The sequence below is a fragment of the Streptomyces sp. SUK 48 genome (genome assembly GCF_009650765.1).
Lineage (GTDB): Bacteria > Actinomycetota > Actinomycetes > Streptomycetales > Streptomycetaceae > Streptomyces.
On the sequence record NZ_CP045740.1, the window covers coordinates 534,245 to 561,040 of the forward strand.

The 26,796-nt window shown below is 73.3% G+C and carries 25 protein-coding genes; 13 read left to right on the top strand and 12 right to left on the bottom strand.

The genetic code is table 11. The features are described 5' to 3' along the window. Positions 1 to 9 precede the first annotated feature (9 nt). Positions 10 to 1,203 (top strand): lactonase family protein, encoded by a 1,194-nt coding sequence (locus GHR20_RS02420; RefSeq protein WP_194858781.1) that lies wholly within the window; start codon positions 10 to 12, stop codon positions 1,201 to 1,203. On the opposite strand, the gene GHR20_RS02425 is transcribed toward GHR20_RS02420, so the two are convergent. The 6 genes from GHR20_RS02425 to GHR20_RS02450 form a co-directional block, all read right to left on the bottom strand. Further along, complete coding sequence (locus GHR20_RS02425; protein ID WP_148024784.1) at positions 1,171 to 1,896, bottom strand: DUF2470 domain-containing protein; 726 nt, start codon at positions 1,894 to 1,896, stop codon at positions 1,171 to 1,173. The two genes, GHR20_RS02420 and GHR20_RS02425, sit on opposite strands and share 33 nt — an antisense overlap. A 191-nt stretch (positions 1,897 to 2,087) precedes the next feature. After that, positions 2,088 to 2,399 carry a hypothetical protein gene (locus GHR20_RS02430; RefSeq protein WP_148024785.1) on the bottom strand — a complete coding sequence of 104 codons (312 nt, stop codon included), beginning with the start codon at positions 2,397 to 2,399 and terminating at the stop codon, positions 2,088 to 2,090. A 12-nt stretch (positions 2,400 to 2,411) separates the two neighbouring features. Then, positions 2,412 to 6,074: an ALF repeat-containing protein gene (locus GHR20_RS02435; protein WP_153812024.1), complete on the bottom strand. Its 3,663-nt coding sequence runs from the start codon at positions 6,072 to 6,074 to the stop codon at positions 2,412 to 2,414. A 79-nt stretch (positions 6,075 to 6,153) separates the two neighbouring features. After that, complete coding sequence (locus GHR20_RS02440) at positions 6,154 to 7,710, bottom strand: S1 family peptidase (protein ID WP_153812025.1); 1,557 nt, start codon at positions 7,708 to 7,710, stop codon at positions 6,154 to 6,156. A 55-nt stretch (positions 7,711 to 7,765) separates the two neighbouring features. Next, on the bottom strand, positions 7,766 to 8,257 hold the full coding sequence (locus GHR20_RS02445; protein WP_243877870.1) for a hypothetical protein: 492 nt from the start codon (positions 8,255 to 8,257) through the stop codon (positions 7,766 to 7,768). A gap of 250 nt (positions 8,258 to 8,507) precedes the next feature. Then, positions 8,508 to 9,113, bottom strand: coding sequence for a TetR/AcrR family transcriptional regulator (locus tag GHR20_RS02450; RefSeq protein WP_153812026.1), 606 nt, complete (start codon positions 9,111 to 9,113; stop codon positions 8,508 to 8,510). Positions 9,114 to 9,234: 121 nt separating this feature from the next. Between GHR20_RS02450 and GHR20_RS02455 the strand changes: the two genes are divergently transcribed. After that, a complete protein-coding gene (locus GHR20_RS02455) occupies positions 9,235 to 10,812 on the top strand; it encodes a cytochrome P450 (RefSeq protein WP_153812027.1) in 1,578 nt (525 codons plus the stop codon). A 420-nt stretch (positions 10,813 to 11,232) separates the two neighbouring features. On the opposite strand, the gene GHR20_RS02460 is transcribed toward GHR20_RS02455, so the two are convergent. Continuing rightward, positions 11,233 to 12,090, bottom strand: coding sequence for a pentapeptide repeat-containing protein (locus GHR20_RS02460; RefSeq protein WP_153812028.1), 858 nt, complete (start codon positions 12,088 to 12,090; stop codon positions 11,233 to 11,235). Positions 12,091 to 12,298: 208 nt separating this feature from the next. On the opposite strand from GHR20_RS02460, the gene GHR20_RS02465 reads away from it, so the two are divergent. Next, a complete protein-coding gene (locus GHR20_RS02465) occupies positions 12,299 to 13,453 on the top strand; it encodes a glutathione-independent formaldehyde dehydrogenase (RefSeq protein WP_111581991.1) in 1,155 nt (384 codons plus the stop codon). Positions 13,454 to 13,507: 54 nt separating this feature from the next. On the opposite strand, the gene GHR20_RS02470 is transcribed toward GHR20_RS02465, so the two are convergent. After that, on the bottom strand, positions 13,508 to 14,809 hold the full coding sequence (locus GHR20_RS02470; protein ID WP_153812029.1) for an alpha/beta fold hydrolase: 1,302 nt from the start codon (positions 14,807 to 14,809) through the stop codon (positions 13,508 to 13,510). A 115-nt stretch (positions 14,810 to 14,924) separates the two neighbouring features. Beyond that, the gene (locus tag GHR20_RS02475; RefSeq protein ID WP_153812030.1) at positions 14,925 to 15,137 is read right to left on the bottom strand and encodes a hypothetical protein; all 213 of its coding nucleotides are present in this window, start codon (positions 15,135 to 15,137) and stop codon (positions 14,925 to 14,927) included. A gap of 80 nt (positions 15,138 to 15,217) precedes the next feature. Between GHR20_RS02475 and GHR20_RS02480 the strand changes: the two genes are divergently transcribed. The 4 genes from GHR20_RS02480 (at position 15,218) to GHR20_RS02495 (ending at position 19,316) form a co-directional block, all read left to right on the top strand. Next, positions 15,218 to 15,973, top strand: a complete 756-nt coding sequence (locus tag GHR20_RS02480) for a (Fe-S)-binding protein (protein ID WP_153812031.1) — start codon at positions 15,218 to 15,220, stop codon at positions 15,971 to 15,973. Then, on the top strand, positions 15,970 to 17,445 hold the full coding sequence (locus GHR20_RS02485; protein WP_153812032.1) for a LutB/LldF family L-lactate oxidation iron-sulfur protein: 1,476 nt from the start codon (positions 15,970 to 15,972) through the stop codon (positions 17,443 to 17,445). Before GHR20_RS02480 ends, GHR20_RS02485 begins: the two co-directional genes overlap by 4 nt. Beyond that, entirely contained in the window at positions 17,442 to 18,086 is a 645-nt protein-coding gene (locus tag GHR20_RS02490) for a lactate utilization protein C (RefSeq protein ID WP_153812033.1), read from the top strand. Before GHR20_RS02485 ends, GHR20_RS02490 begins: the two co-directional genes overlap by 4 nt. A 75-nt stretch (positions 18,087 to 18,161) precedes the next feature. Continuing rightward, the gene (locus tag GHR20_RS02495; protein ID WP_153812034.1) at positions 18,162 to 19,316 is read left to right on the top strand and encodes a betaine/proline/choline family ABC transporter ATP-binding protein; all 1,155 of its coding nucleotides are present in this window, start codon (positions 18,162 to 18,164) and stop codon (positions 19,314 to 19,316) included. 27 nt (positions 19,317 to 19,343) lie between these two features. Here the strand turns inward: GHR20_RS02495 and GHR20_RS02500 are convergent, their stop codons facing one another. Genes GHR20_RS02500 through GHR20_RS02510 form a run of 3 tightly spaced genes read right to left on the bottom strand, consistent with a single transcriptional unit; the run spans position 19,344 to position 21,624 of the window. Beyond that, a complete protein-coding gene (locus tag GHR20_RS02500; protein WP_153812035.1) occupies positions 19,344 to 20,279 on the bottom strand; it encodes an ABC transporter substrate-binding protein in 936 nt (311 codons plus the stop codon). Then, positions 20,276 to 20,947: an ABC transporter permease gene (locus GHR20_RS02505; protein ID WP_111581781.1), complete on the bottom strand. Its 672-nt coding sequence runs from the start codon at positions 20,945 to 20,947 to the stop codon at positions 20,276 to 20,278. The genes GHR20_RS02500 and GHR20_RS02505 overlap by 4 nt, the downstream gene beginning before the upstream one ends. Next, entirely contained in the window at positions 20,944 to 21,624 is a 681-nt protein-coding gene (locus GHR20_RS02510) for an ABC transporter permease (RefSeq protein ID WP_111581782.1), read from the bottom strand. Before GHR20_RS02510 ends, GHR20_RS02505 begins: the two co-directional genes overlap by 4 nt. Before the next feature lie 201 nt (positions 21,625 to 21,825). Here GHR20_RS02510 and GHR20_RS02515 point away from each other — a divergent pair, with 201 nt between their 5' ends. The 6 genes from GHR20_RS02515 to GHR20_RS02540 all read left to right on the top strand — a co-directional run bounded on the left by GHR20_RS02515 (position 21,826) and on the right by GHR20_RS02540 (position 26,772). Next, the gene (locus GHR20_RS02515) at positions 21,826 to 22,683 is read left to right on the top strand and encodes a MoxR family ATPase (protein WP_153812036.1); all 858 of its coding nucleotides are present in this window, start codon (positions 21,826 to 21,828) and stop codon (positions 22,681 to 22,683) included. Next, the gene (locus tag GHR20_RS02520) at positions 22,680 to 24,032 is read left to right on the top strand and encodes a VWA domain-containing protein (RefSeq protein ID WP_148024798.1); all 1,353 of its coding nucleotides are present in this window, start codon (positions 22,680 to 22,682) and stop codon (positions 24,030 to 24,032) included. Before GHR20_RS02515 ends, GHR20_RS02520 begins: the two co-directional genes overlap by 4 nt. A gap of 137 nt (positions 24,033 to 24,169) precedes the next feature. Continuing rightward, a complete protein-coding gene (locus tag GHR20_RS02525; RefSeq protein WP_153812037.1) occupies positions 24,170 to 25,138 on the top strand; it encodes a pyridoxal-phosphate dependent enzyme in 969 nt (322 codons plus the stop codon). 178 nt (positions 25,139 to 25,316) lie between these two features. Next, on the top strand, positions 25,317 to 25,709 hold the full coding sequence (locus GHR20_RS02530; protein WP_153812038.1) for a hypothetical protein: 393 nt from the start codon (positions 25,317 to 25,319) through the stop codon (positions 25,707 to 25,709). Positions 25,710 to 25,771: 62 nt separating this feature from the next. Next, a complete protein-coding gene (locus tag GHR20_RS02535) occupies positions 25,772 to 26,425 on the top strand; it encodes a SigE family RNA polymerase sigma factor (protein WP_153812039.1) in 654 nt (217 codons plus the stop codon). After that, positions 26,422 to 26,772 (top strand): hypothetical protein, encoded by a 351-nt coding sequence (locus tag GHR20_RS02540; protein ID WP_153812040.1) that lies wholly within the window; start codon positions 26,422 to 26,424, stop codon positions 26,770 to 26,772. Before GHR20_RS02535 ends, GHR20_RS02540 begins: the two co-directional genes overlap by 4 nt. Positions 26,773 to 26,796: the final 24 nt, after the last annotated feature.

Here is a 26,796-nt window from a genome sequence, read left to right on the forward strand (position 1 = left end):
GGTGGGCGCATGAGCACGCGGGCACGGGTGGACGGCCGCTGGAGCAGGCGCAGATTCATCGGGATGGGCGCGGGCGCGGCCGCCGCCGTGGCGGTGCCGGCCCCGGCCGCCCCTCCCCCGGACCGCGCGCCGGCCACCGCGCCGGGGCGCGGGACCGCCGGCCGCGTGGACGGGCCCCGCCCGCTGTACCTGGGGACGTACACCTCGGTGCCGGGCGGCGGCAGCGGCATCGGGCTCGCCTCGTACGACCCGGAGTCGGGCCTGATCACCGGGTCCGGGACGCTCACCGGGGTGCCCGACCCCTCGTACCTCGCCGTCCACCCGGACGGCCGGACCCTGTACGCCGTGGACGAGCGCCAGGACGGCGGGGTGACGGCCGTACGGCTCGCCGACCGGCGCGTCCTCGGGGCGCGGAGCACCGGCGGCGCGGGCCCCTGCCATCTGTCGGTGCACCCGTCCGGGCGGTGGCTGCTCAGCGCCAACTACACCTCGGGCAGTGTCGCCGTGCATCCGATCGGCGCCTCGGGTGCCCTGGGCGAGCGCACCGACCTGGTCACGCACACCTCACCGGCGCCAGGACCCGGGCAGGAGGGGCCGCACGCGCACCAGTTCCGCACCGGTCCGGACGGCCGTCATCTGCTCGCGGTGGACCTCGGCACCGACACCGTCTACACGTACCGCCTCGACCCCGCGAGGGGCACGCTCGGCGAGGTGAGCCAGGCGCACACCCGGCCGGGCGCGGGGCCGCGCCACCTGACCTTCCATCCGGGCGGGCGGCACGCCTATCTGGCCAACGAGGTGGACGACACGGTCGTCGTCTGCGGGTACGACCCCGCCACCGGCCGGCTGACGATCGGCGAGCCGCAGTCCACCGGCGCCACCGGGGACGTCACCAACTATCCGGCGCAGCTGCTGGTCACGGCGGACGGCCGGTACGCCTTCCTCGCCAATCGCGGGCACAACAGCCTGGCCCGGTACGCCGTCGAGGCCGAGGGGGCGCGGCTGCGGCTGCTCGGCACGGTGCCGGTGGGCGGGGACTTCCCGCGGCAGATCGCCTTCTCGCCGGACGGCAGGCTGCTGTTCGCGGCGAACCAGCGTTCCGGCACGGTCACCGTCTTTCATGTCGACACCGAGCGCGGTGAACTGCGGTCCGCGGGCGGGCCGTTCGCGTCACCCGTCGCCGTCTGCGCGCTGCCGCTGTAGCGTCCGGGGGCATCCGGCGGCGCTCGCCTGCGCCAGCAGGGCGTGCACCCGCTCGGTGAGCTGGCCGAGGTCGTCGGCCGGGGTGTGGAAGGGCAGGCGTACGTCGCCGTGGGCGCGGGTGCGTTCGATGCGCAGGGTCAGTCCGTGCCGGTCGACGGCGAGGGGCAGCACCCGGATCGCGGCGTGCAGGCTCTCCGGGCGCACCAGCCGGGTGAGCCGTTCCACGGCGTCCGGGTGGGCCTCGGCGAGATGGGTGAGCAGCCCGGCCTCGGCGGTGGCCAGCGGGTCGGGGGCGGCGGTGGCGAACTCGTCCGGGTCGACGAGTACGGCGCCCGAGGAGCGCCGCAGCACCACCCGGTTGGCGTGGAAGCACAGGGCGTCGCCGGTCGGGGTGAGCCGGCCGGCCAGCCAGAGGCGGGCGCGGATCCGGTCGCGGACGGCCACGGGCGCCACGTCGGCGAACTCCAGCACCGCGCGGGAGTCCTGGCGCGGGGCGCACAGGGCCGCCACGTGCAGGGCGCTGTCCTCGGGCACCGTCAGCAGGACCGCACCCTCGTCGGTCACGGTGTGCGCGCCGACGTACTCCTCACGGGCGCCGCCCGCCGTCACCGCGCACGACCACGCGGCCGCGAGCACCGAGCGGGCCATCTCCGCCGCGCCGGGGGCGGCCGTCCATGCCTGCGTGTCACCCATCCCGAGACCTCCTTAGGTAAGCCTTGCCTAACCTATCGGAGATCGAGGCGCGCGCCAACCAGGCGCACCGGCCGACAGCTCCCGAAGGGCGCACCCGCTCGGGCCGTCGGGCCTCACGGGGCGCCCGGTACGGCGAAGGCCCGGACCACGTGTGGTCCGGGCCGTGCGCCGACTGCGTCGGGGTGGTTCGCTCAGCTGGCGCCGTCGGCGAAGTACTCGCTCAGAAGGCCGAACAAGCGGTCACACAGATCCTCGTCGGCAAGCGGAGCATCGCTCGGGACACCGGCCTCGGCAGCGTATGTCTTCTCCACCAGCACCCACCAGACAAGGTTCGCGCCATGCCCGAGCCGTTCCGCGAGCCAGGGGCGGAAACCCCGGAGCAGTTCGCCATCCGTTGCCGCGTCGCCTCCGTTGATGAAGGCCACATAGTTCCTGTAGGAGCCGTCGAGCCCGTAAGCACCGGGCCTTCTCTGGACGTCTCCGAGACGGGTGGGAAAGTCCACCGGCTGTCCCTCCTAGTCGACTGGAGTGAATACCAGGTCGTCGCCGTACTCGAATTTGCCTCGGTACTCGTCCAGCGTCTCGCCCTCCGGCCCGGTCCAGGCATCGTATACACGGCCGTCCTTGACGACGACGTCGTGGTGACCCCAGAAGGAATCCTGTTCGCGGTACTTTCCGAGAGTCGGCGCTCCATAGCGGTCCGTGATGCGCATATGGGTTCCCCCGATGTCCTGCTGAATGGACTCCGCCACCTGTTCACAACCGGTGCTGCGCTCGATGCCGCAGACATCGGACGCCTTGCCGCCGGGCCAGTACTTGTCGGAGCCGAGCGAACCGCCGCCGCCATTCGACTCGGCCTCGCGCAGCGCCTGGCCGAGGCCGTTGCTGAACCTGCCGATGCCGTCGGTGATTCCGTAGATCCCCGCGCCCGCTATCCCGGTGCCGACGACGATCGCCGGCGCTCCCTCGAGGCAGCCGATGATGGTCAGGCACAGACCTCCGCCCGCGACGTCGACCGAGGCGCCCGCCCCGACGCCGAAGATGCCGGCACCTGTCTCGAACAGGCCCGCCCAGACGTCTGAATTACCGAGGATCGCCTGGCCGTAGTCGCCGATCGTGTTGGCCGTGTCCTTCAACCAGTCGGGCACCCAACTGCCGTCGTCCTGCTGGTCGGACTGCTCCTTATGCCATTTGTCCCGGAGCTGCTGCCACTTGGCGATTTCCTGTTGCTGCTTTTGGACCGCGGTCCGAAACGCCTCCGTCGCCGCGTTGGCCGCGGCATTCGCGTCCTTGCCTGCGGCGAGGGCGGAGGCACGGGCTTGCTGGGCCGCCGTCCGGGCCGAGTCGGCGGAACCACGTGCGGCGGTGGCCGAGTACTGGGCCTGGGCCGCGGAGGTGACGGCCGAGGCGGCGGCGTTCTCGGCGTCCTGCTGTGCCTTGCGGGCGGTGGAGGCCGAAGCGGCGGCGTCCTTGGCGGACTGCTCGGCTTGTGTGGCGTACCCGTCGGCCTGCGTGGCGTACTTCTTCGCGTCCTCGGCCGACTGCGACGCCTGCTTCGCGTAACCGGCGGCTTCGTCCTTGGCCTTGGCGGCGTCGGCTGCAGCCTTGCCCGCCTCGGCCGCGTTCTTCTGTGCGGTGGCGGCCACGCCCGCGGCCTGTGCGATGAGCTGCTGGATCTGGGATTCGTGGGTGGCGCCGAGCTGGTCCTGACGCTGCGCCTTGTACTGGCCGACGGTGACGAAGAGATGGAGGAGGTCGGAGGGCCCCTCCAGGGCGATCCGCGCCGCGGCCCTGACCTGGGGACCGTTGCCGCTGTTCTTGGCGTCGGCGAGCTGGGCGGCGCGTACGCGTTCGTCCTGGGTGCGCGCCTGACCGTCGCCGGTGGTGACGAACTGGCGCAGCGCGTCCGTGGTGTCGGTGTTCAACGCGGTGCGGCCGGCCTGCTGTTCGATCGGTCCGGCGTTGGCGATGGTCCGGGCGATGTACAGGCGCATGTCCTGCTTCATGGCCTCGTACTGGCCGGTGGCGAGGAACGCGCTCACCGTGCCACCGTCGCCTTCGAGGGCCTTGGCGGCAGCGGTGCGAACATCGGCCGATCCGGCGGCCTCCGCGACGTGTTCGACGTCCTGGCGATCGTCCTGGGCGCTCGCGTCCCGGCGGCCGGTACGGATGTAGTCGGTCATGTCCGTGTCGGAGCCGGCCAGTGCCACGAGCGCGGCCGACTGGCTCCACGGGCGACCGGTCTTCGCCGTCGCCAGGGCCACCTTGCGGGCCTCGGGAGCGATCTGAGCGGCATCCGCGCCGGGCTTGGACGCCTGGTCGGCGAGCTTGGCCGCCGTGGCGTCGAGGTCCTTGGTCTGCTGCGTGGCCGCCTGCTGTGTCGCGGTGCGCTGGTCCTCTTGTGCCTTGAGGTCCTGGGCGCGGTCGATGGCCTCGTTGGTACGCGCGGTCAGCTGCTCGGTGTCGATGCGGACCGCGAGGTCGTGGACCTTCTGTGCCTTGGCGACCGCGGCGCTGGCGGTGTCGGCGTCCTTCTTGGCCTCCTTGGCGTGCGCGGCGGACTGCTTGGCGGCGGTTGCCGCCTGCCCGGCGTGGGCGGCGGCGTCGTCTGCCGCCTTGGCCGCGTTCTCGGCATGCGTGGCGGCGTCGTTCGCCGCGTCACGCGCCTCACCGGCATCGGTGGCGGCCTCATTCGCCAGCGATTCGGCGGCGGCGGCGGCACGGCTCGCTTCCCGGGCGTGCCGGTGCGCGCTGGCGGCGGCATTCGCGGCTTCACCGGAGTGGGCGCCGGCCTGGTCGGCCAGCGTGTTGGCCTGGTCGGCCGCGCTTGCGGCATCGGTGGCGTCACTGCCGGCGCCGCTGGCCGCCTTCGCCGCGTCCGCTGCCTGAGCGGCGGCGGTGTGGGCCGAGTCGGCGGCCTCGGCAGCAGCATGGGCTCCCGCGGCAGCGTCCCGTGCCTGCTGGGCCGCCTTGCGCGCGGCGCCTGCCTGGCCGGCGTTGACGGCCGCGTTCGCGGCGGCGTCCCGGGCCTGGGCGGCGGCCTGAGCGGCACCGCCGGCGGCAGCGGCAGCCGCTGAGGCGGCGTTGGCCGCGACCCTCGCCGCGTTGGTGGCGGCGTTGGCCGCGTCGATCGCCGTCTGCGCGGCGGCCGCGGCCTGCTTGGCAGCACTCGCGGCGCGCGCCGCGGCGGCAGCCGCGTGCTGGGTGTCCTTGCGCGCGGCCTCCGTCTCGGTCTCGGCCTTCTGCGCCGCTGCCTTCGCCAGCTTCGCCGCGGTCACCGCCCGGGCGGAGGCGTCCTTGGCGGCCTTGGTCTGCTGCCCCGCCAGTTTGCCCGCCTTGGCCGCCTGATCGGCGAGCTGCGCGATCGTGGCGTGCTCCTGGTCATGAGCACGGGACACGTACTGGCCGACCTGGAGGAACTCGTGGATGTCGTCGGCGGTGCCGTTGATGGCGATACGGCCGGCCGCCTGGATGTTCGGTCCGCCGGCCGCGATGATCTGCGCGACCTCGAGCCGCTCGTCCTGCTCCCGGTCGTTGTACTGGTCGTTGGCCAAAAACTTCTTGATGTCCTCGGAGGTGCCGTTGAGCGCGGCGCGTCCCGCCTTCTGCACTTCCGGACCGCCGACGTCGATGATCTGGGCGACGCGGACCCGCTGATCCTGCTCCAGCGGTGCCTTCCACCCGTCCTTCAGGAACGCCTTCAGGTCGTCCGGCGTCCCGTCGAGCGCCTTACGGGCGGCGTCCTGGAGGCTCAGGCCGCCGACACTGGCGAACTGGGCGACGGCCACCCGCTCGTCCTGGACAGCGATGTCCGAGGCCCCGGAGAGAAAGTTCTTGACGTCGTCGTCACTGCCGATGAGGGCGACCTCGGCGGCAGCTCGCACTCCGGGACCGCCCGTTTCCCACAGGCGCACCACCCTGGCGCGGTCGGTGTCCGGCAGCGCACCGGAGATACCGGTGTCCGTATAAGTGGTTCCCTCGGCTCTGGCCGGGGTGGGTACAGGTCCCAGCAGGCCCAGGACGAGCGCGCCGGGCAGCAGGGCCACACACAGCACGCGGATCGCGTGCCGAGCCCCTGCTGTGACGCGCCGTGGGCGTCGTTGATATGTCACTGCGGACTCGATTCGTTCCTTCGGTTGGGGGGGTGACTTACCGCGGGTCTGTGCCGCCCGGGCCATTGGCCGCTGGGCAGCGCGGTGCCAGGGCGGCTCGCACGGTCACCCGCGAGCCGCCCCCAAAAGACCGGGTTCCGATGTGTCAGCCGACGGGCGCGAGCGGAATTTCCTCGTGGAGGCCCTTGGCGTCGACGCCGGTGAAGAGGCTCACGTGGCCGTCGTTCCAGCGGACGAGGATGTCGTTGGCGGTGGTGTTGACGGTGAAGGCGCCGGCGGTGATCGCGGCCGCGTTGGTCCAGTACGACTTGGCGGGCCGGACCTTGATCTCACCGGGCAGGGCCTTGGCACTCATGCCGGGGTAGATGGTGGTCTCGCCGTCGGTCCAGCGCACCAGCAGGTCGTCGGTGTCCTTGCCGGTGAAGAAGCCAGAGGCGAGATTCTCGGCGTGGGGCCAGGTGGTGTTCTTGGCGACGGTCTGGGTCTGCTTCTTCAGTCCGTTGGCCGCCAGGTCGCCGAAGACGGAGACGTGGCCGTCCTTCCAGGTGGCCAGCAGGTCGTCGCGCAGGCCGTTCGCGGTGAAGCGGCCGACGGTCAGGTGCTGGACGTCGTCCTTCCACGCGGCGGTGTTCGGCGGGGCGAGCTGCTTCTCACCGTGGAGGCCCTTGGTATCGACGGAGGTGTACAGGGTCATCTCGCCGTCGGTCCAGCGCACCACGACTCCGTCGGTGCGGCCGCCGGTGTTCGCGCTGGTCACGTCGACGGCGTGGGTCCAGACGCTTTTCCCGGGCTGCAATTGGTGTTCCGCGGCGAAGGGGCGAGCGGGGTCGTTGCCGTAACCACCCTGGTAGAGGGTGACCTCGCCGTCGTCCCAGACGACGATCATGTCCATGTGGCGGGTGCCGCCCGCGGAATCACCCGTGTAGTAGCCGGCCGTGAGGTGCACCGCGTGCTTCCACGGGGCGGCCGCGAAGACAGGGGCGTAGACGACCTGCTGCACCCAGGAGGACAGGTCGTCGACCCTTGCGGCCACCGCGCCGGTGCGGGTCTCGGCCGCATCGGTGCCCAGACAACCACCCTGCCAGGACAGGCTGCTGACACCCACGACCGCCCCCGTGCCGCTCAACACCGGACCGCCGGTGTCGCCCTTGCAGAGGGCGGCGCCGTCCGACTTGCCGGCCAGATCGAGGGCGGTGGCCGTGGTGTTCTGGACGGTGAAGGCGGCCGCGTGGACCTGGCCGGGCACCCATTCGTCATGGGTGCGTCCGAACCCCGCGGCCTGGACCTCGTCCCCGGCGGCAGGCGCAGCGGCCGCCACCTGGACGGGAGTGATACCGGTGACGGGCTTGGCGAGTTGGGCCATGACCACGTCGCGATCCGTGCGCGGCACCAGGCTCACCACCTGCTCGGCGCTGCCGCCGAGGGTGACGGTCGTCTTCAGCTTCGGCGCGCCGGAGGCAAGCGCGCCGCCCGGTGTGTCCGTGAAGCAGCTCGCGGCGGTCAGCACCCACTGCGGGGCCACCAGGGTGGCCGAACAACCGCGCCGGCCGCCGATGTCGAGCCGGGCGGTGGAGGCCGAGACCGTGGCGGAAGCGGCCGGACCGGATACGGCGATGGCGGGTGCGGCGGTCAGGGAGACGGCCAGCGACGTGGCGGCGATGAGGCCGCCGGTCCACACGGTACGCGGACGAAAACCAGACATGACAAGTTCCTTGCTGTCGTGCGAGAACGGAGGGAGAACGGGCGGGTGGACCGGGTCAGCCGGTGATCCGCAGTTCCAGCAGCACGGTCGGCGCACCACCGGCCGCGCCCTCGCCCACGCTCTGGTAGCCGTTCTTGTCCACGGTCACCGTCTTGACGGGCGCCGACGGATCCGCCTGCGGCCTCAAGTCCGCGCTGATGGGGTGGTCGGCCGTCTCCAGAGCGAACACCCGCCCCAGTTCGAGGGTGAGATACCCCGTCTTCGCGTTCGCCTTGAAGCAGTACGCGCCCTGCGGATTGCCGCTCTGCCCCTGCACGGTGAGGACCTTGATTTGCTGGGCGGAGTCGTCGCACGCGGCGAACGTGATGTGTCCGTCGCCCTTGATCAGCTTGATGCCGTTGTCCCGTTGGATCTGATCCGCGTTCGGATAGGCGTAGTCCTCCACCGCGGACGGCGGCGTGGCTCCTGCGGGGCCCCCTGTCGGCTGCGGGTCGGCGGACGCGAGCATCGGCGCGCCCGCCAGCGCCAGAACCGCAGCTACCCCCACGACGGGAAGCATCCTGCGCATACGAGGAGTCACCCGAGTTCCTTTCCAGGCACGGGTGACAGCACGAAGACGAATCATCTGCCAGCCCCCGTGCACAGATGTAACGCAAAAATAAGTGGTCGACTGGGACCCTAAAACGGCGTCAGTCACGAAACAACGTGATCATCACCATGGGTAACCCATGGAATCTTCATAGGTAATACACAGTCAGGAACGGGCGTACGAGGTCGCCGGAGGGCCCTGCCGGGGCTCAGGCGATGGAGCCGAGCAGTGCCCGCGCGCACAGGTCGCGTACCTGGTCCCGGCTCAGCTCGGCGTCGCGCAGCCACTCCAGGCAGACGGCGGTGGTGAAGGCCAGCCAGCCCCGCACGGCGAGCCGCAGATGGGGGGCGCGCTCGGAGACCGGACCGAACTCGGGGTCGGCCGCGAGGGCGGCGAGGATCTGCTTCTCCTGTGCGGCCAGGGCCCGTTGGTAGACCTTGCGTACGGCCTGGTCGCCCGCGGCGTCGGCGCGGTGGAAGGCGCGGAAGCCGTGGGCGTGGGCCTCGACGTAGCCGAGGTAGGTGTCGAGTCCCGCGGTCAGCTGCTCGCGGGCCGGCACGCCCGGCTCGGCCGCGGTCATGCGCAGCATCCGCTCGCTCTCGCGCTCCACGACCGCCGCGAAGAAGTCCCGCTTGGTCGGGAAGTAGTGGTAGAGCAGCCCCCGGGACACCCCGGCGAGATCGGCGACCTGCTCGATCCACACCTCGTCGTACGGGCTCTCCGAGAACAGTCGCGCGCCGACCGTCAGCAGCTGCTCACGGCGTTCGCCGGTGCTGAGGCGGCGCCGGGCGCGTTCCCCCTGGTTCGCGGGCATGGCGTCACTTTACTTGACGTCGGTTCAACAAGCGGACCAGACTGAGGGCGTTGTTGAATCCACGTACAACAAGCGCGTATCGGGGGCTCAACGGCCCACTGGGTCAAGGGAGATCGGCGTCATGGCGCAGACGACGGAGAGCGCGCGGACCACGGACGCGACCGGGGATCCGCAGCGTCCGAAGGGCTTCCGGAGTGCCGAGCTGGGGTGGCCCGAACTGGACCGTGTCCCGCATCCGCCGCGCCGGCTGCCGCTGCTCGGCGATGTGGTGGGCGTCGACCGGCGCAAGCCCGTCCAGGACTCGATGCGGTTCGCGCGCGAGCTGGGACCCGTTTTCCGGCGGCGGATCTTCAACAAGGAGATCGTGGTGGTGTGGGGGGCGGGGCCGGCCGCCGATCTCGCCGACGAGTCCCGGTTCGCCAAGCATGTCGGGCTGGGCGTGGCCAACCTGCGGCCGGTCGCCGGGGACGGTCTGTTCACCGCGTACAACCACGAGCCCAACTGGCAGCTGGCGCACGACGTCCTGGTGCCCGGGTTCAGCCGGGACGCGATGGAGGGCTACCACGGGATGATGCTGGCGGTCGCCGGGCGGCTGACCGACCGCTGGGACCGGGAACTGGCCGCGGGGCGCCCGGTGGACGTGCCCGCGGACATGACCAAGCTGACCCTGGAGACGATCGCGCGGGCCGGGTTCGGACACGACTTCGGCTCCTTCGAGCGGGACCGGCCGCATCCCTTCGTCTCGGCGATGATCGGCACGCTGACCTACGCCCAGCGGCTCAACTCCGTGCCCGGCCCGCTGGCCCCGCTGCTGCTGCGCGGCGCGGCCCGGCGCAACGCGGCCGACATGGCGTATCTGAACCGCACGGTCGACGCCCTGGTCGAGGAGCGGCGCGGGTCGGGCGGCGGTGCCGGGGACCTGCTGGACCGGATGCTGGCCACGGAGCACCCCTCGACCGGCGAGAGGCTGTCCGCGCGGAACGTCCGCCGGCAGGTCATCACCTTCCTGGTCGCCGGGCACGAGACCACGTCCGGTGCGCTCTCCTTCGCCCTGTACTACCTCGCCCGGCACCCGGACATCGCGGCGAAGGCGCGCGCCGAGGTGGACCGCGTCTGGGGTGACACCGGGCGGCCGGGCTACGAGCAGGTGGCCAAGCTGCGTTATGTGCGGCGGGTCCTCGACGAGTCGCTGCGCCTGTGGCCGACCGCGCCCGCGTTCGCCCGTGAGGCCCGCCGGGACACGGTGCTCGCCGGGGACCATCCGATGCTCCGGGGCGCGTGGGCCCTGGTCCTGACGCCCATGCTGCACCGGGACCCCGCGGTCTGGGGCGAGAACGCGGAGGACTTCGACCCGGACCGCTTCACCCCCCAGGCGGTGCGCACCCGCGCCCCGCACACCTTCAAGCCCTTCGGCACCGGGCTCCGCGCCTGTATCGGCCGCCAGTTCGCCCTCCACGAGGCCACCCTCGTGCTCGCCCTCCTCCTGCGCCGCTACGACCTCCACGCCGACCCGGCGTACCGGCTGGAGGTGACCGAGCGGCTGACCCTGATGCCGGAGGACTTCCGGCTGCGGCTGTCGCGCCGGGCGACGCCCGAGCGGACGGCGCGGCCGGACGCGGCGCCGGAGCGGGCGAACGGCGAGGCCCCCGGGGGCGGCTGCCCGGCGCATGCGGAAGGGGCTGCGGGGAGCGGGAGTTGAGGGGGCCGTCACAGATGTGGGCCGGGCGGCGTGGGAGCGGACCCGGGGATGACGGTTCGGCGGCGGTCCGCGTGACGCGGGATCAGCGTGGTGCCGGGACGGACAGGGGCCGGTTCGGAGAGCTTCGGCGGCCCGGCACGGTGCGGCCCGCCCGGGCGACGCCGGCGCGCGGACCGCTCCGGGAACGCTGACGGAGCGCCGGTGCCCCGTCGGCCGGGTCGCACGCCGGACCCGGGGCCACGGCACCCGTGCACCTGCCGGCACATCGGCTCGGGAATCGCCGCGGCGGCGGGGGCGTGCTGTCGCACCGGCGGGCGAGTGGGAAACCGCGCGCCGCCATGGCCTGCCCCGGCCGCACGTCCGGCGCCCCGATGCGACAGCCGACGTGTGCGGTGCCTCGGTCGCTTCCCCGCTGCCGTACTACTCCCCCGCCGCACCGGCCCAGTGCCCCGGCCGGTTCAACGTCCCCGGCAGCTTCGTCCCCGCGTTTCCCCGGGCCGCGTTCACCTGCGGCTGGGTGAGGAAGAAGGCGCCGGTCAGATCGGCGTCGGAGAGGTCGGCGTCGCGCAGGTCGCTGCCGATCATGTCGGCGTCGCGCAGATCCGCGCCGGTGAGGTCGGCCGCGATGAGACAGGCGCCGCGGAGGGTCGCCCCGCGCAGGTCGGCGCCCCGGAGCCGGGCGCCGATCAGATCCGCGCCGCGGCGGTCCTTGCCCCTGCCGTCCTTCTTGCCCTTGCCGCCGCTCGCCCCGGCCCGGACCAGTTCGCTGGTGCGCAGCAGGAGGACGTTGATCTCCGAGCGGTGCGCGGCGACGTCCAGGCGGGCCAGTTTTTCGGCGGGCAGCAGGGTGAGGCGTTCGGTCTCCCCGAGCGCCCGTCGCAGCTCCGCGTGCACGGGCCGGGCGGCGGCCAGGGTCAGCGCCTCGGTCAGGTACCAGAGCAGTTCGTGCAGCTGTCTTACGACGGGAAACACGTCGAACATCCGGCGGGCCCGGTCCTCGGGCGCCGTACGCCAGTCCTGCCCGTCGAAGGTGTGCCCGGAGACCTTCTGGCCCGCGCCGAAGCAGTCGTACACGGTGCAGCCGGAGAAGCCCTTGTCCCGCAGCCGGGCGTGGATGCCGCAGCGGTGGTCGGCGGCGAGGTTGGGGCACGGCCGGCCCGCCGGCTTGTCGAGCGCGAAGTCGGCGGACACCGCGAAGGGCAGGGCGACGCAGCACAGCCCGAAGCAGCTCGCGCAATCCCCGCGCAGCTCCCCGAGCCCGGCTATCTGATCTGGCATGAGCACAGCCTACTGGCGCCGACCAGCCGGAATCCCGGCCCGCCCGGCCGGGGGTTGCGACCCCTGCCCCACGGGGGTTACCTGGAAGTACCGGCGGTGAAGCGCGCGCACGGGGGCTCCGGCACGTACCGGGGGCCCGGGTCCGACGCCTGCTCCCCCGGCCCTGGCTCGCCGCCGCCGTCCAGCGTTCCACGCGGAGGTGACCAAGGTGAAAGCCGTCGTCTACGAAGAGCCGTTCAGCGTGGCGGTGCGAGACGTCGATGATCCGCGTATCGAGCACCCCAACGACGTGCTCGTACGCGTCACGTCGACCGCGATCTGCGGCTCCGACCTGCATATGTACGAGGGCCGCACGGCGGCCGAGCCGGGCATCGTCTTCGGCCACGAGAACCTCGGGGTGATCGAGGAGACCGGCAGCGGTGTGACCTCGCTGTCCGTGGGCGACCGTGTCGTGATGCCGTTCAACGTGGCCTGCGGATTCTGCAAGAACTGCCTCGCCGGCGAGACCGGCTTCTGTCTGACGGTGAACCCCGGCTTCGCCGGCGGCGCCTACGGATATGTGGCCATGGGCCCGTACGAGGGCGGGCAGGCCGAGCACCTGCGGGTGCCGTTCGCCGACTTCAACTGTCTGAAACTCCCGCCGGGCGAACAGTTCGAGACCGACTTCGTGCTGCTCGCCGACATCTTCCCGACCGGCTATCACGGCTGTGAGCTGGCCCAGGTGTCCCCCGGCGAGAGCGTGGCCGTCTACGGCGCGGGGCCGGTGGGTCTGATGGCCGCCTACTCGGCGCTGCTGCGCGGCGCGTCCAAGGTGTTCGTGGTGGACCGGGTGCCCGAGCGGCTGGCCAAGGCCGAGGAGATCGGGGCCATCCCGATCGACTTCACCCAGGGCGACCCCGCCGAGCAGATCAGGGCGCAGACGAACGGCGAGGGCACGGACAAGGGCGTGGACGCCGTCGGCTACCAGGCCCAGGCGCACGACGACACCAGCCACGAGGAACCGGCCATCGTCCTGAACTCGCTGGTGGAGACGGTACGGGCGACCGGCAGGCTGGGCGTGCCGGGGCTGTATGTGCCGTCCGACCCGGGCGGGCCCGACGAGCACGCCAAGCACGGCCAGCTCCTGGTCTCGATCGGCAAGATGTTCGAGAAGGGCCAGAAGATGGGCACCGGCCAGTGCAACGTGAAGCGGTACAACCGCCAGCTGCGCGATCTGATCATCGCCGGGCGGGCCAAGCCCAGCTTCGTGGTCTCCCATGAACTGCCGCTGGACCAGGCGCCGCAGGCGTACGAGAAGTTCGACAAGCGGATCGAGGGCTACACCAAGGTCGTCCTGCATCCGGGGCACGCGCTCGCCGCGTGAGGCCGTGAGACAGAGGGGTCCGGGCGCCCGCCGAGGGTGCCCGGACCCGCCGTGTCACACCTCGTCCCGGACCAGGGCGAGCAGCCGGTCCAGCACCCGGGGCGCGCCGCTGCGCAGCCCGTCGTGCTCGAACTCGTCGGTGACCCAAGTGCGCAGACCGCGGACGGCGCGGGCCGTGTCCAGCGAGTGGCCGGCGTCCACGTACATGTCGTCGTGGTAGACGGCCGCGGCCACCGGGACCTCGTTGGCGGCGAGGCGGTCGCGGTCGTACAGCGGGGTCCAGTCGGTGCGGGCGGCGAGCAGTTCGGCGGTCTCGCGCAGCGGGCGCAGGGCCGGGTCGGTCTCGAACATCCAGGGGTGGATGGTCTCGCCGGTGAACAGCAGCGGCTCGTCGCCCGCGAGGGTCTTCGCGGCGTCGAACCGGGGGAACTCGGCGCGGACGCGTTCGGCGGCCCAGGCGGTGGGGCGGGCGTCCTGGCCGTAGATCGACTCGTGGACGAGGGCGTAGAGGGGGTGGCCCGCGAACGACAGCAGGCTCTGCACCTGCTCCTGGAAGGCGTCCGCCAGCTCGGGTCCGGCCGGGGTGCGGACGAACGCGTCGGCCAGGAGGTGGTGCAGGCGGTGGCTGCCGTCGCCGCTGCCGAGCATCAGGCCGAGGGACTGGAACGCCTCGACGGTGAGGCGGTAGCCGTTCGGCAGGACCACGTCATGGGTGAGCAGGTGGTCGGCGATGCGGCGGGCCCGCTCGATGTCCTGCGGGTACCGGGCGTAGTGCGCGGTGACCTTGCGTTCGATGCGGGGGTAGGCGGCGCGGTAGACGTCCTCGGCGTGGGCGTCGAGGGAGGGCAGTCCGCCGGTGATCAGGGCGGTGTCCAGGCCCTCGGGGGCGAGCGAGAGGTACGACACCGTGCAGAAGCCGCCGAAGCTCTGGCCGAGCACGGTCCAGGGGGCGCCGCCGGTGACCTCGGCGCGGACGGCCTCGCAGTCGCGCACGATGGAGTCGGCGCGGAAGTGGGCGAGGTAGTCGGCCTGTGCGGCCGGGCCGCCGCGCTGCGGGAGGGTCTGGCGGGTGGCGGGGGTGGAGCTGCCCGTGCCGCGCTGGTCGAGGAGCAGGACGCGGTACTCGTCGAGCGCGCGGTCCAGCCACGCCCCCCGTCCGATGAAACGATTCGCCCCGAAGCCCGGGCCGCCCTGGAGGTAGAGCAGCCAGGGCAGTTCCTTGCCCGCCTTGTCCCCCGCGACCACCTCCCGCGCGTACAGCTCGATGCTCTCGCCGCCGGGATCGGCGTGGTCGAGGGGCACGGTGAACCGGCGATCGGTCAGAACGACGCCGGGCTGGCGGTAGCTGATGCTCAACGGGTCTCCCGGGAGGGGTGGGACGGACGGGTCAAGTTCAGCACATGGGCGGTGCGCCGGGGTGGACGGGTGCCGGGCCGCCGCGGCGTCGGTCGCGGCGCGCCCGCGGCGGGCGTCAGGGTCCGGAATGTCCGGAGTACCGGAAGGCGCCCTCCGCGCTCTCCTTCAGCGCCTCCGCGCCGACGACCGCCTCCAGCGCGTCCCCGACGGTCCCCCTCGCGCGGGCCGGCGGCCTGGCGGCCACCCGGCGGTCCACCAGGTAGTCGGCGAGAATCCCGGGATCGGCGCCCGCCGCGAGCACTTCCGCACATGCCAGGGCGCGCGCCACGCCCCGGTCCCCGGTCCGCGTCGCGGCCCCTGCGGCGACTAGGCTGCGTCGCGCCCCGTGATCCCTCCCGAGGAGCCGCGATGCGTGTCGCCCTGTTCCTGACGTGTGTCAATGACACGCTCTATCCGGAGACCGGGAAGGCCGTGGTGAGGCTGCTCACGAGACTGGGGGTCGAGGTCGACTTCCCGATGGGGCAGACGTGTTGCGGGCAGGCGCACTACAACACCGGGTACCGGCACGAGGCGGAGCCGCTGGCGCGGCGGTTCGCGGAGGTGTTCGGGGAGTACGAGGCGGTGGTGACGCCCTCCGGGTCGTGCGGGGCGATGGTGCGGGAGCTGTATCCCCGGATGGGCGAACGGGCCAGGGCCGAGGGACGCGGGGACTCGCTCGCGCGGACCGTCGCGCCGGTGGTGCCGAAGACGTACGAACTCACGGAGTTCCTCGTGGACGTGCTGGGCGTGACCGACGTGGGCGCCTGGTATCCGCACACGGTCACCTATCACCCCACCTGCCACGGCCTGCGCGGCCTGGCCCTCGGCGACCGGCCGCGCCGCCTGCTGGAGGCCGTGGCGGGCCTCGACCTGGTGGAGCTGCCGGGCGCGGAGGAGTGCTGCGGGTTCGGCGGGACCTTCGCCGTGAAGAACGCCGCGGTCTCGGCCGCGATGGGCACGGACAAGGTGCGCAGCGCCGAGTCGACCGGCGCCGAGGTGCTGTGCGCCGCCGACAACTCCTGCCTGATGCACATCGGCGGCACCATGACCCGTCTCAGGGCGGGCATCCGGCCCGTCCACATCGCGGAGATCCTGGCGAGCACCGAGGAGGACCCGGCGCTATGAGCGGCACATTCGTCGGCATGCCTGCCTTTCCAGAGGCCGCGCGCGCCGCCGTGGACGATGCGACCCTGCGCGGGAATCTGCGGCACGCCACCCACACCATCCGCGCCAAACGCGCGGGCGCGGTCGCGGAGTTGGCCGACTGGGCCGAGCTGCGCGAGGCGGGCCGCCGGATCAAGGACCACACGCTGCGCCATCTCGACCGCTATCTGGAGCAGTTGGAGGCGTCGGTGACCGCGGCCGGCGGCACCGTCCACTGGGCCGCCGACGCCGACGAGGCCAACCGGATCGTGGCCCGGCTGGTCGAGGAGACCGGCGAGTCGGAGGTCGTCAAGGTCAAGTCGATGGCCACGCAGGAGATCGGGCTCAACGAGGCGCTGGAGGCCGAGGGCATCCGCGCCTACGAGACCGATCTCGCCGAGCTGATCGTGCAGCTGGGCAAGGACCGCCCCTCGCACATCCTCGTCCCGGCCATCCACCGCAACCGCGGCGAGATCCGCGAGATCTTCGCGCACGAGATGGCCGCGTGGGGCCGCCCGGCGCCCGAGAACCTGACCGACACGCCCGCCGATCTCGCCGAGGCCGCCCGGCTGCATCTGCGGGAGAAGTTCCTGCGGGCCAGGGTCGGCGTCTCCGGCGCCAACTTCATGGTCGCCGAGACCGGCACCCTGGTCGTGGTGGAGTCCGAGGGCAACGGGCGGATGTGCCTGACCCTGCCCGAGACGCTGATCTCGGTCGTCGGCATCGAGAAGATCGTGCCCACCTGGCGCGACCTGGAGGTCTTCCTCCAGACCCTCCCCCGCTCCTCCACCGCCGAACGGATGAACCCGTACACGTCCATGTGGACCGGCACGACCGACGAGGACGGCCCGCGCGCCTTCCACCTGGTGCTGCTCGACAACGGCCGCACCGACGCCCTCGCCGACCAGGTCGGCCGCCAGGCGCTGCGCTGCATCCGCTGCTCGGCCTGCCTCAATGTCTGCCCCGTCTACGAGCGGGCCGGCGGACACGCCTACGGCTCGGTCTACCCGGGCCCCATCGGCGCCATCCTCTCCCCCCAACTCCGGGGCACCGGGAGCGAGATCGACGCCTCGCTGCCGTACGCGTCGAGCCTGTGCGGCGCCTGCTACGAGGTGTGCCCGGTCGCCATCGACATCCCCGAGGTGCTGGTGCATCTGCGCGAACGGGTCGTCGAGGGCGGCCCGGCGGTGCGGGGCGGCAACAAGGTGGTGCTGCGCCCGGCCAAGGGGCACGCGGCCGAGCGGGCCGCGATGCGGGCGGCGGCCTGGGCGTTCGGGCACCCGGGCGCCCTGGGCACCGGCCAGCGGCTCGCCTCCCGCTCCCGCCGGCTGCACCCCCGTACCCTGCCGGGTCCCGGCCGGGCGTGGTCCCACACCCGGGATCTGCCGACGCTGCCCGCGGAGCCGTTCCGCGACTGGTGGCAGCGCACCCGCGGCGGAAAGGACGCCAAGTGAACAGCAGGGAGCGGATCCTGGGCCGGGTGCGGCGCGCGCTGGCCGACGTACCCGCGGGCGAGCGGCCGTACGAGGAGGCCGTGCCCCGGGACTATCTGCGCGAGCACGGGGAGCGGACGGTCGAGGAGAGCGTCGATCTGCTGGCCGAGAACCTCGCGGACTACCGGGCGATCGTGCACCGCGCCGACGCGGCGGATCTGCCGCTCCTCATCACCCGGCTGCTGGCCGCGCGCGGCGCCGAGGAGGTGCTGGTGCCGCCGGGGCTGCCGGACTGGTGGATGACGGCCGCCGACCCGGTCCGGATCCACGACCGGGCGGAACTCACCCCGCAGCGCCTGGACCGGGTCGGCAGCGTGGTGACCGGCTGCGCCGTGGCGATCGCCGAGACCGGCACCCTCGTCCTCGACGGCTCCCCCGACCAGGGCCGCCGCCGTATCTCGCTGATCCCCGACCACCACATCTGCGTGGTCCGCGTCCCGTCGCAGGTCGTGGCGTCGGTGCCGCAGGCCCTCGAACGCCTGGCCCCCACCCGCCCGTTGACCTGGATCTCCGGCCCCTCGGCCACCAGTGACATCGAGCTGGACCGGGTGGAGGGCGTCCACGGGCCGCGCACGCTGGAAGTGATCCTGCTGGACGGCTGAACCACCGGACTGAACCACCGGCACGGCGCCCGGCGTCGGCGCGCGTCGCACCGGCGGCGCCGTTAGCGTGAGGACATGATCCGGTTCGAGCAGGTCACCAAGCGCTACCCGGACGGTACGACGGCCGTGGACGACCTCTCCTTCGAGGTGGCGGAGGGCGAGCTGGTGACGCTGGTCGGCCCCTCGGGCTGCGGCAAGACCACGACCATGATGATGGTGAACCGGCTGATCGAGCCGACCTCCGGGCGGATCAGCGTCGACGGCGAGGACATCTCCGCCGTCGACCCGGTGCGGCTGCGCCGCCGTATCGGGTACGTCATCCAGCAGGCGGGCCTCTTCCCGCACCGCACCGTGCTGGACAACACCGCGACCGTGCCCGCGCTGCTCGGCTGGAAGCGGGCGAAGGCGCGGGCCAGGGCCGCCGAGCTGCTCGACATGGTGGGCCTCGACCCGAAGACCTACGGGCCGCGCTATCCCCAGCAGCTGTCCGGCGGGCAGCGCCAGCGGGTCGGCGTGGCGCGGGCGCTGGCGGCGGATCCGCCGGTGCTGCTGATGGACGAGCCGTTCGGCGCGGTCGACCCGGTGGTGCGCGAGCAGTTGCAGGACGAGTTCCTGCGGATGCAGGCCGAGGTGCGCAAGACGGTGCTGCTGGTCACCCATGACATCGAGGAGGCCGTCCGGCTCGGCGACCGGATCGCCGTGTACGGACAGGGCCGTATCGAACAGTTCGACACCCCGGGGGCGGTGCTGGGGGCGCCCGCCACGCCGTACGTCGCCTCGTTCGTGGGCGCGGACCGGGGGCTGAAGCGGCTCTCGGTGACCGCGATCGAGCCGGACGATCTCCAGCAGCCGCCGGTGGCCCGGCCGGACGAGCCCGCCGAGCGGGCGCGGGAGCGGCTGGCCGAGCAGGGGGCGCGCTGGGCGGTGGTGCTGGACGAGCGGGGCGATCTGCACGGCTGGGTCGGGGTGGCGGACCTGGCGGCGGGCGGCACGGTCGGGGAGTTCGGCCATCGGATGACCGCGTGGGTGCCGGTCGGGGCGCCGCTGAAGCAGGCGTTCGGGGTGATGCTCCAGCACGACGCCGGGTGGGTCGCGGTCCTCGACGGGGCGCGCTTCCTCGGCGTGCTGACCCCGGCGAAGCTGCACGAGGCGCTGCGCCGCTCGGTGGACGCGGACGCGCGGGGCGTGGCGCGCGGGCAGGTGCCCTTCGACTCGGTGTCCGACGCGTGAGGCCAAGGGCCGCGGACGCGGGCGGGTCTACTTCAGCAGACCCTTGTCCCTGAGATAGGCGCGGGCCACGTCGGCGGGGAGCCTGCGCCAGCTGTCGACCTGCTCGTTCAGGTCGGCCAGGTCGGCGGTGGTGAGGACCTCGTTGAGCCGGCCGAGGACCCTGGTGACCCCGGCGCCGCCCGCGCGGGCGCGGTTGACGACCGGGACCACGTAGTCCGCGTTCTGGAGGTGCCGGTCGTCGGTGAGCAGGACCAGGCCGAACTGGTCGAGGGTGGCGTCCGTGGTGGTCGTCAGCACCATCTGGTCCCGGCCCTGCTGCACCGCCCGCTTGGCCGGGGTGGTGCCGACGCCCTTGGGGTCGACGGCGGTGACGTCGATGCCGTACTCCTGTCTCAGGCCCGGGGCACAGTACGGCCGCTGCACGCACTCGTCGCCCGCCGCGAGCCGTACCTTCAGTCCGGAGGCGCCGAGATCGCTGAGCGTCTTGAGGTGGTGCCGGCGGGCGTAGTCGGCGCCGACCGCGAAGGCGTTCTGGTCGACGGCCCGGCCCGGGGGCAGGACGGTGAGTCCGCGGGGGGCGGCGAGCGCGCGCAGGGCGTTCATCGTGGTGTCCAGGTCGGGTGAGCCGACCGGCTGGGCGTCGGTGCCGTGGACCTTGGCGTTCAGCCAGTCCGCGAAGGTGGCCGCGAACTCGGGCACCACATCGATCTGGCCGGACTCCAGGGCGGGTTCGTACAGCTCCCGGTTGGAGACGGTGAGGATCGACGTCGTGTACCCGGCCCGGTTCAGCAGCTGGGCGTACATCTGGGCGAGCAGGTCGCTCTCGGTGAAGCCGGCCGAGCCGATGATGAGGTGGTGGCTGTCCCCGGGCGGCGCGGTGACCCGGCCGCGGTTCTCCAGGGAGGGGCCGGTGGCGCAGCCGGTGAGGGCGAGGAGCAGCAGCAGACCCAGGACGCGTCTCATCGTCCTCCCCTCGCCCAGGCGGGCCCGAGCCGTTCGGCGATCTCGAAGCCGCTCTCCACGAGGAGCGCGAACACGGCGACCAGCAGGGCGCCCGCGACCACCTGGGGCGTGCTGGCGAGGTTGAACCCCGCGGTGATGATCCGGCCGAGTCCGCCGCCGCCCGCGAGCGCCGCGATGGTGGCCGTGGCGACGAGCTGTACGGCGGCGATCCGCACCCCGTTCATCAGCAAAGGGAGCGAAAGGGGCAGTTCCACGTGAAACATCAGCTGGCGGCCGGTCATGCCCATGCCCCGGGCCGCCTGGACCACTCCCCGGTCGACCTCGCGCATCCCGACATAGGCGTTGGTGAGCAGCGGCGGCACCGCGAACAGCACCAGGGCGACGACGGTGGGGCCCTCGCCCCAGTTGCCGACCGGGGTGAGCAGCAGCAGGACCAGCACGGCGAAGGTGGGCACGGCCCGGCCGACGTTGGAGATGTTCACGGCGAGCGCTCCGCCCCGGCCGAGATGGCCGAGGACCAGGGCGACGGGCAGCGCGATCAGGCAGCTCAGGACGAGGCAGACGACGGTGAGGAGGAGGTGCTGGAGCAGCCGGTGCCACACGCCGTTGTCGCCGGACCAGTGCGCGGGGTCGGCGAGCCAGTCCCAGGTGGCGGTGAGGGTGCTCATGCGCCGGCCGCCCTGGTCCAGGGGGTGATCAGCCGCTGTACGCCCAGCAGCAGGAGGTCCGCGGCGATCGCGATCAGCACGCAGAGCACGGACGCGGTGAGCACCTGGGCCTTGAAGTAGGTGTTCATGCCCGCGTAGACGAGGTTGCCGAGCCCCCCGTAGCCGACGATCGCGCCGACCGTGACCAGGGAGACCGCGGAGACGGTGGCGATGCGCAGCCCGGCCATCGCGGCGGGCAGGGCGAGGGGCAGTTCCACGGTGAGCAGCAGCCGGATGGGGCCGTAGCCGAGGCCGCGCGCCGCCTGCCGGGTCTCCTCCGGGACCGCGCGCAGGCCCGCGAGCAGGTTGCGGACCAGGAGGGTGAGCGAGTACAGCACCAGGCCGGCGACGACCAGGGTGGCGGAGAGGCCGTAGAGGGGCAGCAGCAGGGAGAACATCGCGAGGGACGGGATGGTGTAGAGGATCGTGGTCAGGGCGAGCACCGGTCCGGCGGCCCAGCCCCAGCGGCGGGCCAGCACCGCGAGCGGCACCGCGACGGCCAGGCCGATCAGGACCGCCAGGGCGGTCAGCTGGAGGTGCTGGACGACCGCGTCGAGGAGGATTCCGCGACGGCTGCTCAGATAGGCGCCGCAGATCCATTCGTTGCGCGCGAGACAGTCGTCGGGGGCCGCGGTCACGGGTCCATTGCACCGGCGGGCGGGGCGGGGTGCGCGCGGTGGGGGGCCGTACGAGGGAGGGGCGTACGCGAGACGGCCGTACGACGCTCGGACGAGCGGCCGGGAATCGCTGCGTGACAGGGGCGCTGAACAAGCGCTTAGATAGGAGGGCTCGGGTGGCACTCCGCGCCCGGCTCGCCCCGACCCCGCCGGAGGACCCCGTTGTTCACGTCCGTCGACGACGTCTCCGCCCGCCTCGCCGAGACCGGCTACCTCGCCTCGCCCGCGGTCGCCACCACCGTGTTCCTCGCGGCCCGGCTCGGCAAGCCGCTGCTGGTGGAGGGCCCCGCCGGGGTCGGCAAGACCGAACTGGCCAAGGCCGTCGCCCAGGTGGCCGAGGCGCGGCTGGTGCGGCTCCAGTGCTACGAGGGCGTGGACGAGTCCCGGGCCCTGTACGAGTGGAACCACGCCAAGCAGCTGCTGCGCATCAGCGCGGGCCCCGGCGAGAGCTGGGACGAGACCCGGACCGACGTCTTCAGCGAGGAGTTCCTGCTCCCGCGCCCGCTGCTGACCGCGATCCGCGGCGACGAGCCGACGGTGCTCCTGATCGACGAGACCGACAAGGCCGACGTCGAGATGGAGGGCCTGCTCCTGGAGGTGCTCAGCGACTTCCAGATCACGGTGCCGGAGCTGGGCACGGTCACCGCGACCCGCCGCCCGTTCGTCGTGCTCACCTCCAACGCGGGCCGCGAGCTGTCCGAGGCGCTGCGCCGCCGCTGCCTGTTCCTGCACATCGGCTTCCCGGAGGAGGAGCTGGAGCGGCGGATCGTACGGCTGAAGGTGCCGGGCCTTCCCGAGGCGCTGGCGGAGTCGGTCGTCCGGGTGGTGGGGGCGCTGCGCGCGATGGACCTGCGCAAGGCGCCGTCCGTCGCCGAGACCGTCGACTGGGCGCGCACGCTGCTGGCGCTGGGCGCGGACACGCTGGACGAGACGGTCGTACGGGACAGTCTCGGGGTGATCCTCAAGCATCAGGACGACATCCAGAAGGCCGCGGCCAAGCTCGATCTGGACGCGCTGTGACAGACCCCGCCGAGCGGATCACCGGCCTGGTCGGGGCGCTGCGGGCGCACGGGGTGCGGATCGGCACCGGGGAGACGGTGGACGCGGCCCTGGCGGCCGAGGCGCTGGGACTCGGTGACCGGGAGCTGCTGCGCGAGGGGCTGGCCGCGACCCTGCTGCACGGTGCGGCCCAACGCGCCGTGTTCGACCCGGTCTTCGACCTCTACTTCCCGCGCGGGGTGGGCGCCCCGGACGCCGGTCCCGCCGACCGCGAGGGCCTGCGCGACCGGCTGGCCGAGGCACTGGCGGCCGACGACCGCACGCTGATGGCCCAGTTGGCGGCTCAGGCGGTCGACGGGTTCGGCGGGTACGGGAGTTCACCGGGGTCGGACGGCTGGTCGGCGTACCAGACCCTCGAACGGCTGCGCCCGCAGACCCTGTTGGCCCGGGTGCGGGCCGATGTACGGGCCGGTGCGGGGGCCGGCGGTGACTTCGCCGACCGGTTGCTGGACGACGAGATCCGGCGCCGGATCGAGGAGTTCAGGCGGCTGGTCGGCGCGGAGGCGCGGCGCCGGGTCGCCGAGCGGCGCGGACGGGACGAGATCGCGCGGCGCGCGGTGCGCCCGACGGCCGACCGGGTGGATTTCCTCTTCGCGAGCAGGGAGCAACTGGCCGAGCTGCGCAGGGCCGTCCAGCCGCTCGCGCGCAAGCTGGCCACCCGGCTCGCCGCGCGCCGCCGCCGGGCCGCGCGCGGCACCATCGATCTGCGCCGCACCCTGCGCTCCTCGTTGTCCACCGGTGGCGTCCCGATGCGGCCGGTGTTGCGCCGGCGCCGTCCGGTCCGCCCCGAACTGGTCCTGCTCTGCGATGTGTCCGGCTCGGTCTCGGGCTTCTCCGACTTCACGATGCTGCTGGTGCAGGCGCTGCACGACCAGTTCGGCAAGGTCCGGGTGTTCGCCTTCGTCAACCGCCTGGACGAGGTGACCGGACTGCTCGACCACGGCCGCGCCGACCCCGAGGGCCTCGGCGCCCGCATCCGCGCCGAGGCCACGCTCACCGGCTGGCACGGCAGCAGCGACTACGGCATGGCGCTGGGCGAGTTCACCGAGCGGTACGGCGCCGCGGTGGGCCCGCGCACCACGGTGTTCGTCCTCGGCGACGCCCGCACCAACCAGAGCGACCCGAACCTGCCCGCGGTCCGCGAGATCGCCCGGCGGGCCCGGCGCGTGTACTGGCTGAACCCCGAACCGGCAGAACAGTGGGGCACCGGGGACTCGGCCGCGCCGGCGTACGCGGACCTGGTGGAGATGCACGAGTGCCGTACGGCGCGGCAGCTCGGGGGGCTGGTGGGGCGGCTGCTGCCGGTGTGAGCGACGTGAGTGACGTACCCGATCTCCCGTGATCGACTGGTCGTCGTACCGTCGTCTCCCCGTCGTCTCCGCACCGAGGGCTCCGGTCCTCCGGCACCGTGCCGGGAGTCCCGGCCCTCCTCCCCCGAGGACCGCCCATGACACACCCGCCCGTGCCGCTCGGCACCCTTCCCACCCCGCTCGAACCGGCGCCCCGGCTGGCCGCGGCGCTGGGGCTCGGCCCGGAGGACCTGTGGGTCAAGCGGGACGATCTGACCGGTCTGGGCGGGGGCGGCAACAAGATCCGCAAGCTGGAGTGGACGGTGGGCGCGGCGCTCGCGCAGGGCGCGGACACGCTGGTGACCACGGGCGCCGCGCAGAGCAACCACGCCCGGCTGACCGCCGCCGCGGCCGCCCGGCTGGGGCTTGCCGTCGTGCTGGTGCTGCGCGGCTCCCCCGGGGCCTCCCGCTCCGGGAACCTCGCGCTCGACGGGCTGTTCGGGGCCCGGCTCGCCTGGGCGGGCGAGGTGGACCAGGCGGGTCTGGACGCGGCCGCGGCCGAGGTGTGCGACCGGCTGCGCGCGGACGGGAGGCGTCCCGCGCTGATCCCGTTCGGCGGGTCCGGGACCCTGGGCGCCCGGGGCTATGTGCGCTGCGGCGAGGAACTGCGCGCCCAACTGCCGGAGTCGCGCACGGCGGTGGTCGCGCTCGGCTCGGGCGGCACCATGGCCGGTCTGGTCGCCGCCCTCGGCACCGACCGGGTCCTCGGCGTCGACGTGGGCGCGCTGCCCGACCCGGCCGCCGCGGTGGTGGCGTTCGCGGCGCCGCTCACCTCGCGGGAGGTCACGGCGGAGCGGCTGCGGATACGGCGGGACCAGGTGGGCGCGGGGTACGCGACGCTGACGGAGCCGGTGACCGAGGCGCTGCGGCTGGCCGCCCGCACCGAGGGGATCGTGCTGGACCCGACGTACACGGGCCGGGCGCTGGCCGGACTGGCGGCGGCGGTGCGCGACGGCGACGTACTCCCCGGTGAGAAGACGGTGTTCGTGCACACCGGGGGGCTGCCGGGGCTGTTCGGCCATGCGGCGGCGGTGACGGCCGCGGAGGAGGGGGCGGGGGTGTACTGACGGGCGCGGGGGCGTTGCGAGGGTGTGGGGGCGGTGGCCGGCGCGGTGGTGGTCGGGGCGGTGGGGACCGTACGGAAAATTCGTCGGCCGGGACCCGCAACCTCGACCGGGGTCGGACGTCTGTCCGGGTGGAGGCCCTCCTTTTCGTCCAGTTGTCCGACCAGCCCCGAAGGAACTCATGTCCGCACACCGTGTCCCCCGTCCGCTGCGCGCCCGCAAGCTGCGCACCGTCCTCGGGGTCTCCGCGCTCGGCGCGGCGCTCGCCGTCACCGGCACCGTGGCCGCCCAGGCCGCGCAGTCCGACCACCACGCCGCGGGCCACTCCGGCAGCGCGGCCACGCCGAAGCCGGTGCCGTCGGTCCCGGGCGGTTCGGCGACCCCGCGTCCCGTCCCCTCGGTGCCGGGCGGTACGGCGACCCCGCGTCCCGTCCCCTCGGTGCCCGGCGGTACGGCGACCCCGTCGCCCGTGCCGGCTCCGCCGCGCTCCGCGTCCCCGTCGCCGGTGCCGTCGACGCCCGCGCACCCGCACCACGGCCCGGCCGTTCCGGCGCCGGTTCCGCCGCAGCACTGAGGTAGGGGCGGGTGCGGGGAGCCGTCGTACGGCGGTTCCCCGCACCCGGTCCCGGGAGATCCATGACGACAGCCACACCACCGGCGGCCCTGCCCTGGGAACGGGTCACAGCGGCCCGACTCCCCTCGCTCCGGCGGCGGTTCACCCGGCTCCTCGCCCGTATCGGCATGGACACGGACACCGTGTCCGGGCCGTGTCCCCCGACCGCGGGGACGGCCACGCCCGAACCCCCGCCCGGGATCGAGGAGTTGTACCACCACCGCCGGCTGCCCCTGGTGCGCCTGGCGGTGCTGCTGGTGGACGATCTGCCCACGGCCGAGGACGTCGTACAGGACGCGTTCACCGCGCTGTTCCGCCGGCACGGCCATCGGCTCGCCGCCCTGGACGACCCGGAGGCGTACCTGCGGACCAGTGTGGTCAACACGGCGCGCTCGGTGCTGCGCCGGCGCAGGACCGTACGGGCGCACCCTCCGGTGCCGGAGGGGCACGCGCCCGCGCCGGAGGAGGACGTGCTCATCCATGAGGACCACCGGGAGGTGCTGGCGGCGCTGGGCACCCTGACCCGGCGCCAGCGGGAGGTACTGGTGCTGCGCTACTGGTCGCATCTGACGGAGGCCGAGATCGCGACGACGCTCGGTCTGTCGCGCGGGGCCGTCAAGTCCACGGCCAGCCGGGCCCTGGACGCGCTCGGCCGGCGACTGGAGGGTCTGCGATGAACCACTCACCCGTCGACGGGGCCGTCCGGGAGGCCGTCGAGGAACGGCTGCGCGCCGCCCTGGCCGCCCGCGCGAACGCCGTCGGACCATCCGATCTGCGCCCCCTGCGCCCGCCGACCGACGCGCTCGGGGTCCGCCGTCCCTCGCTGCGCGGCACCGTGGTGGGGCTGCTGGCGCTGGCGGCGGTGGCGGCCCTCGTCCTGTTCGCCCTCCACGACGGCGGCAGCCGCCCGGCACCGCCGGCCCACCCCCCGCGTCCGACCGCGGGCACTCCCTCACCGGTGCCGAGCTCCGCGTCGCCCACGCCCGTGGCGAGCCCTTCCGTCCCGGCGCCGCACGCGCGGTGAGCACGCCGGCGAATTGCACCCGTC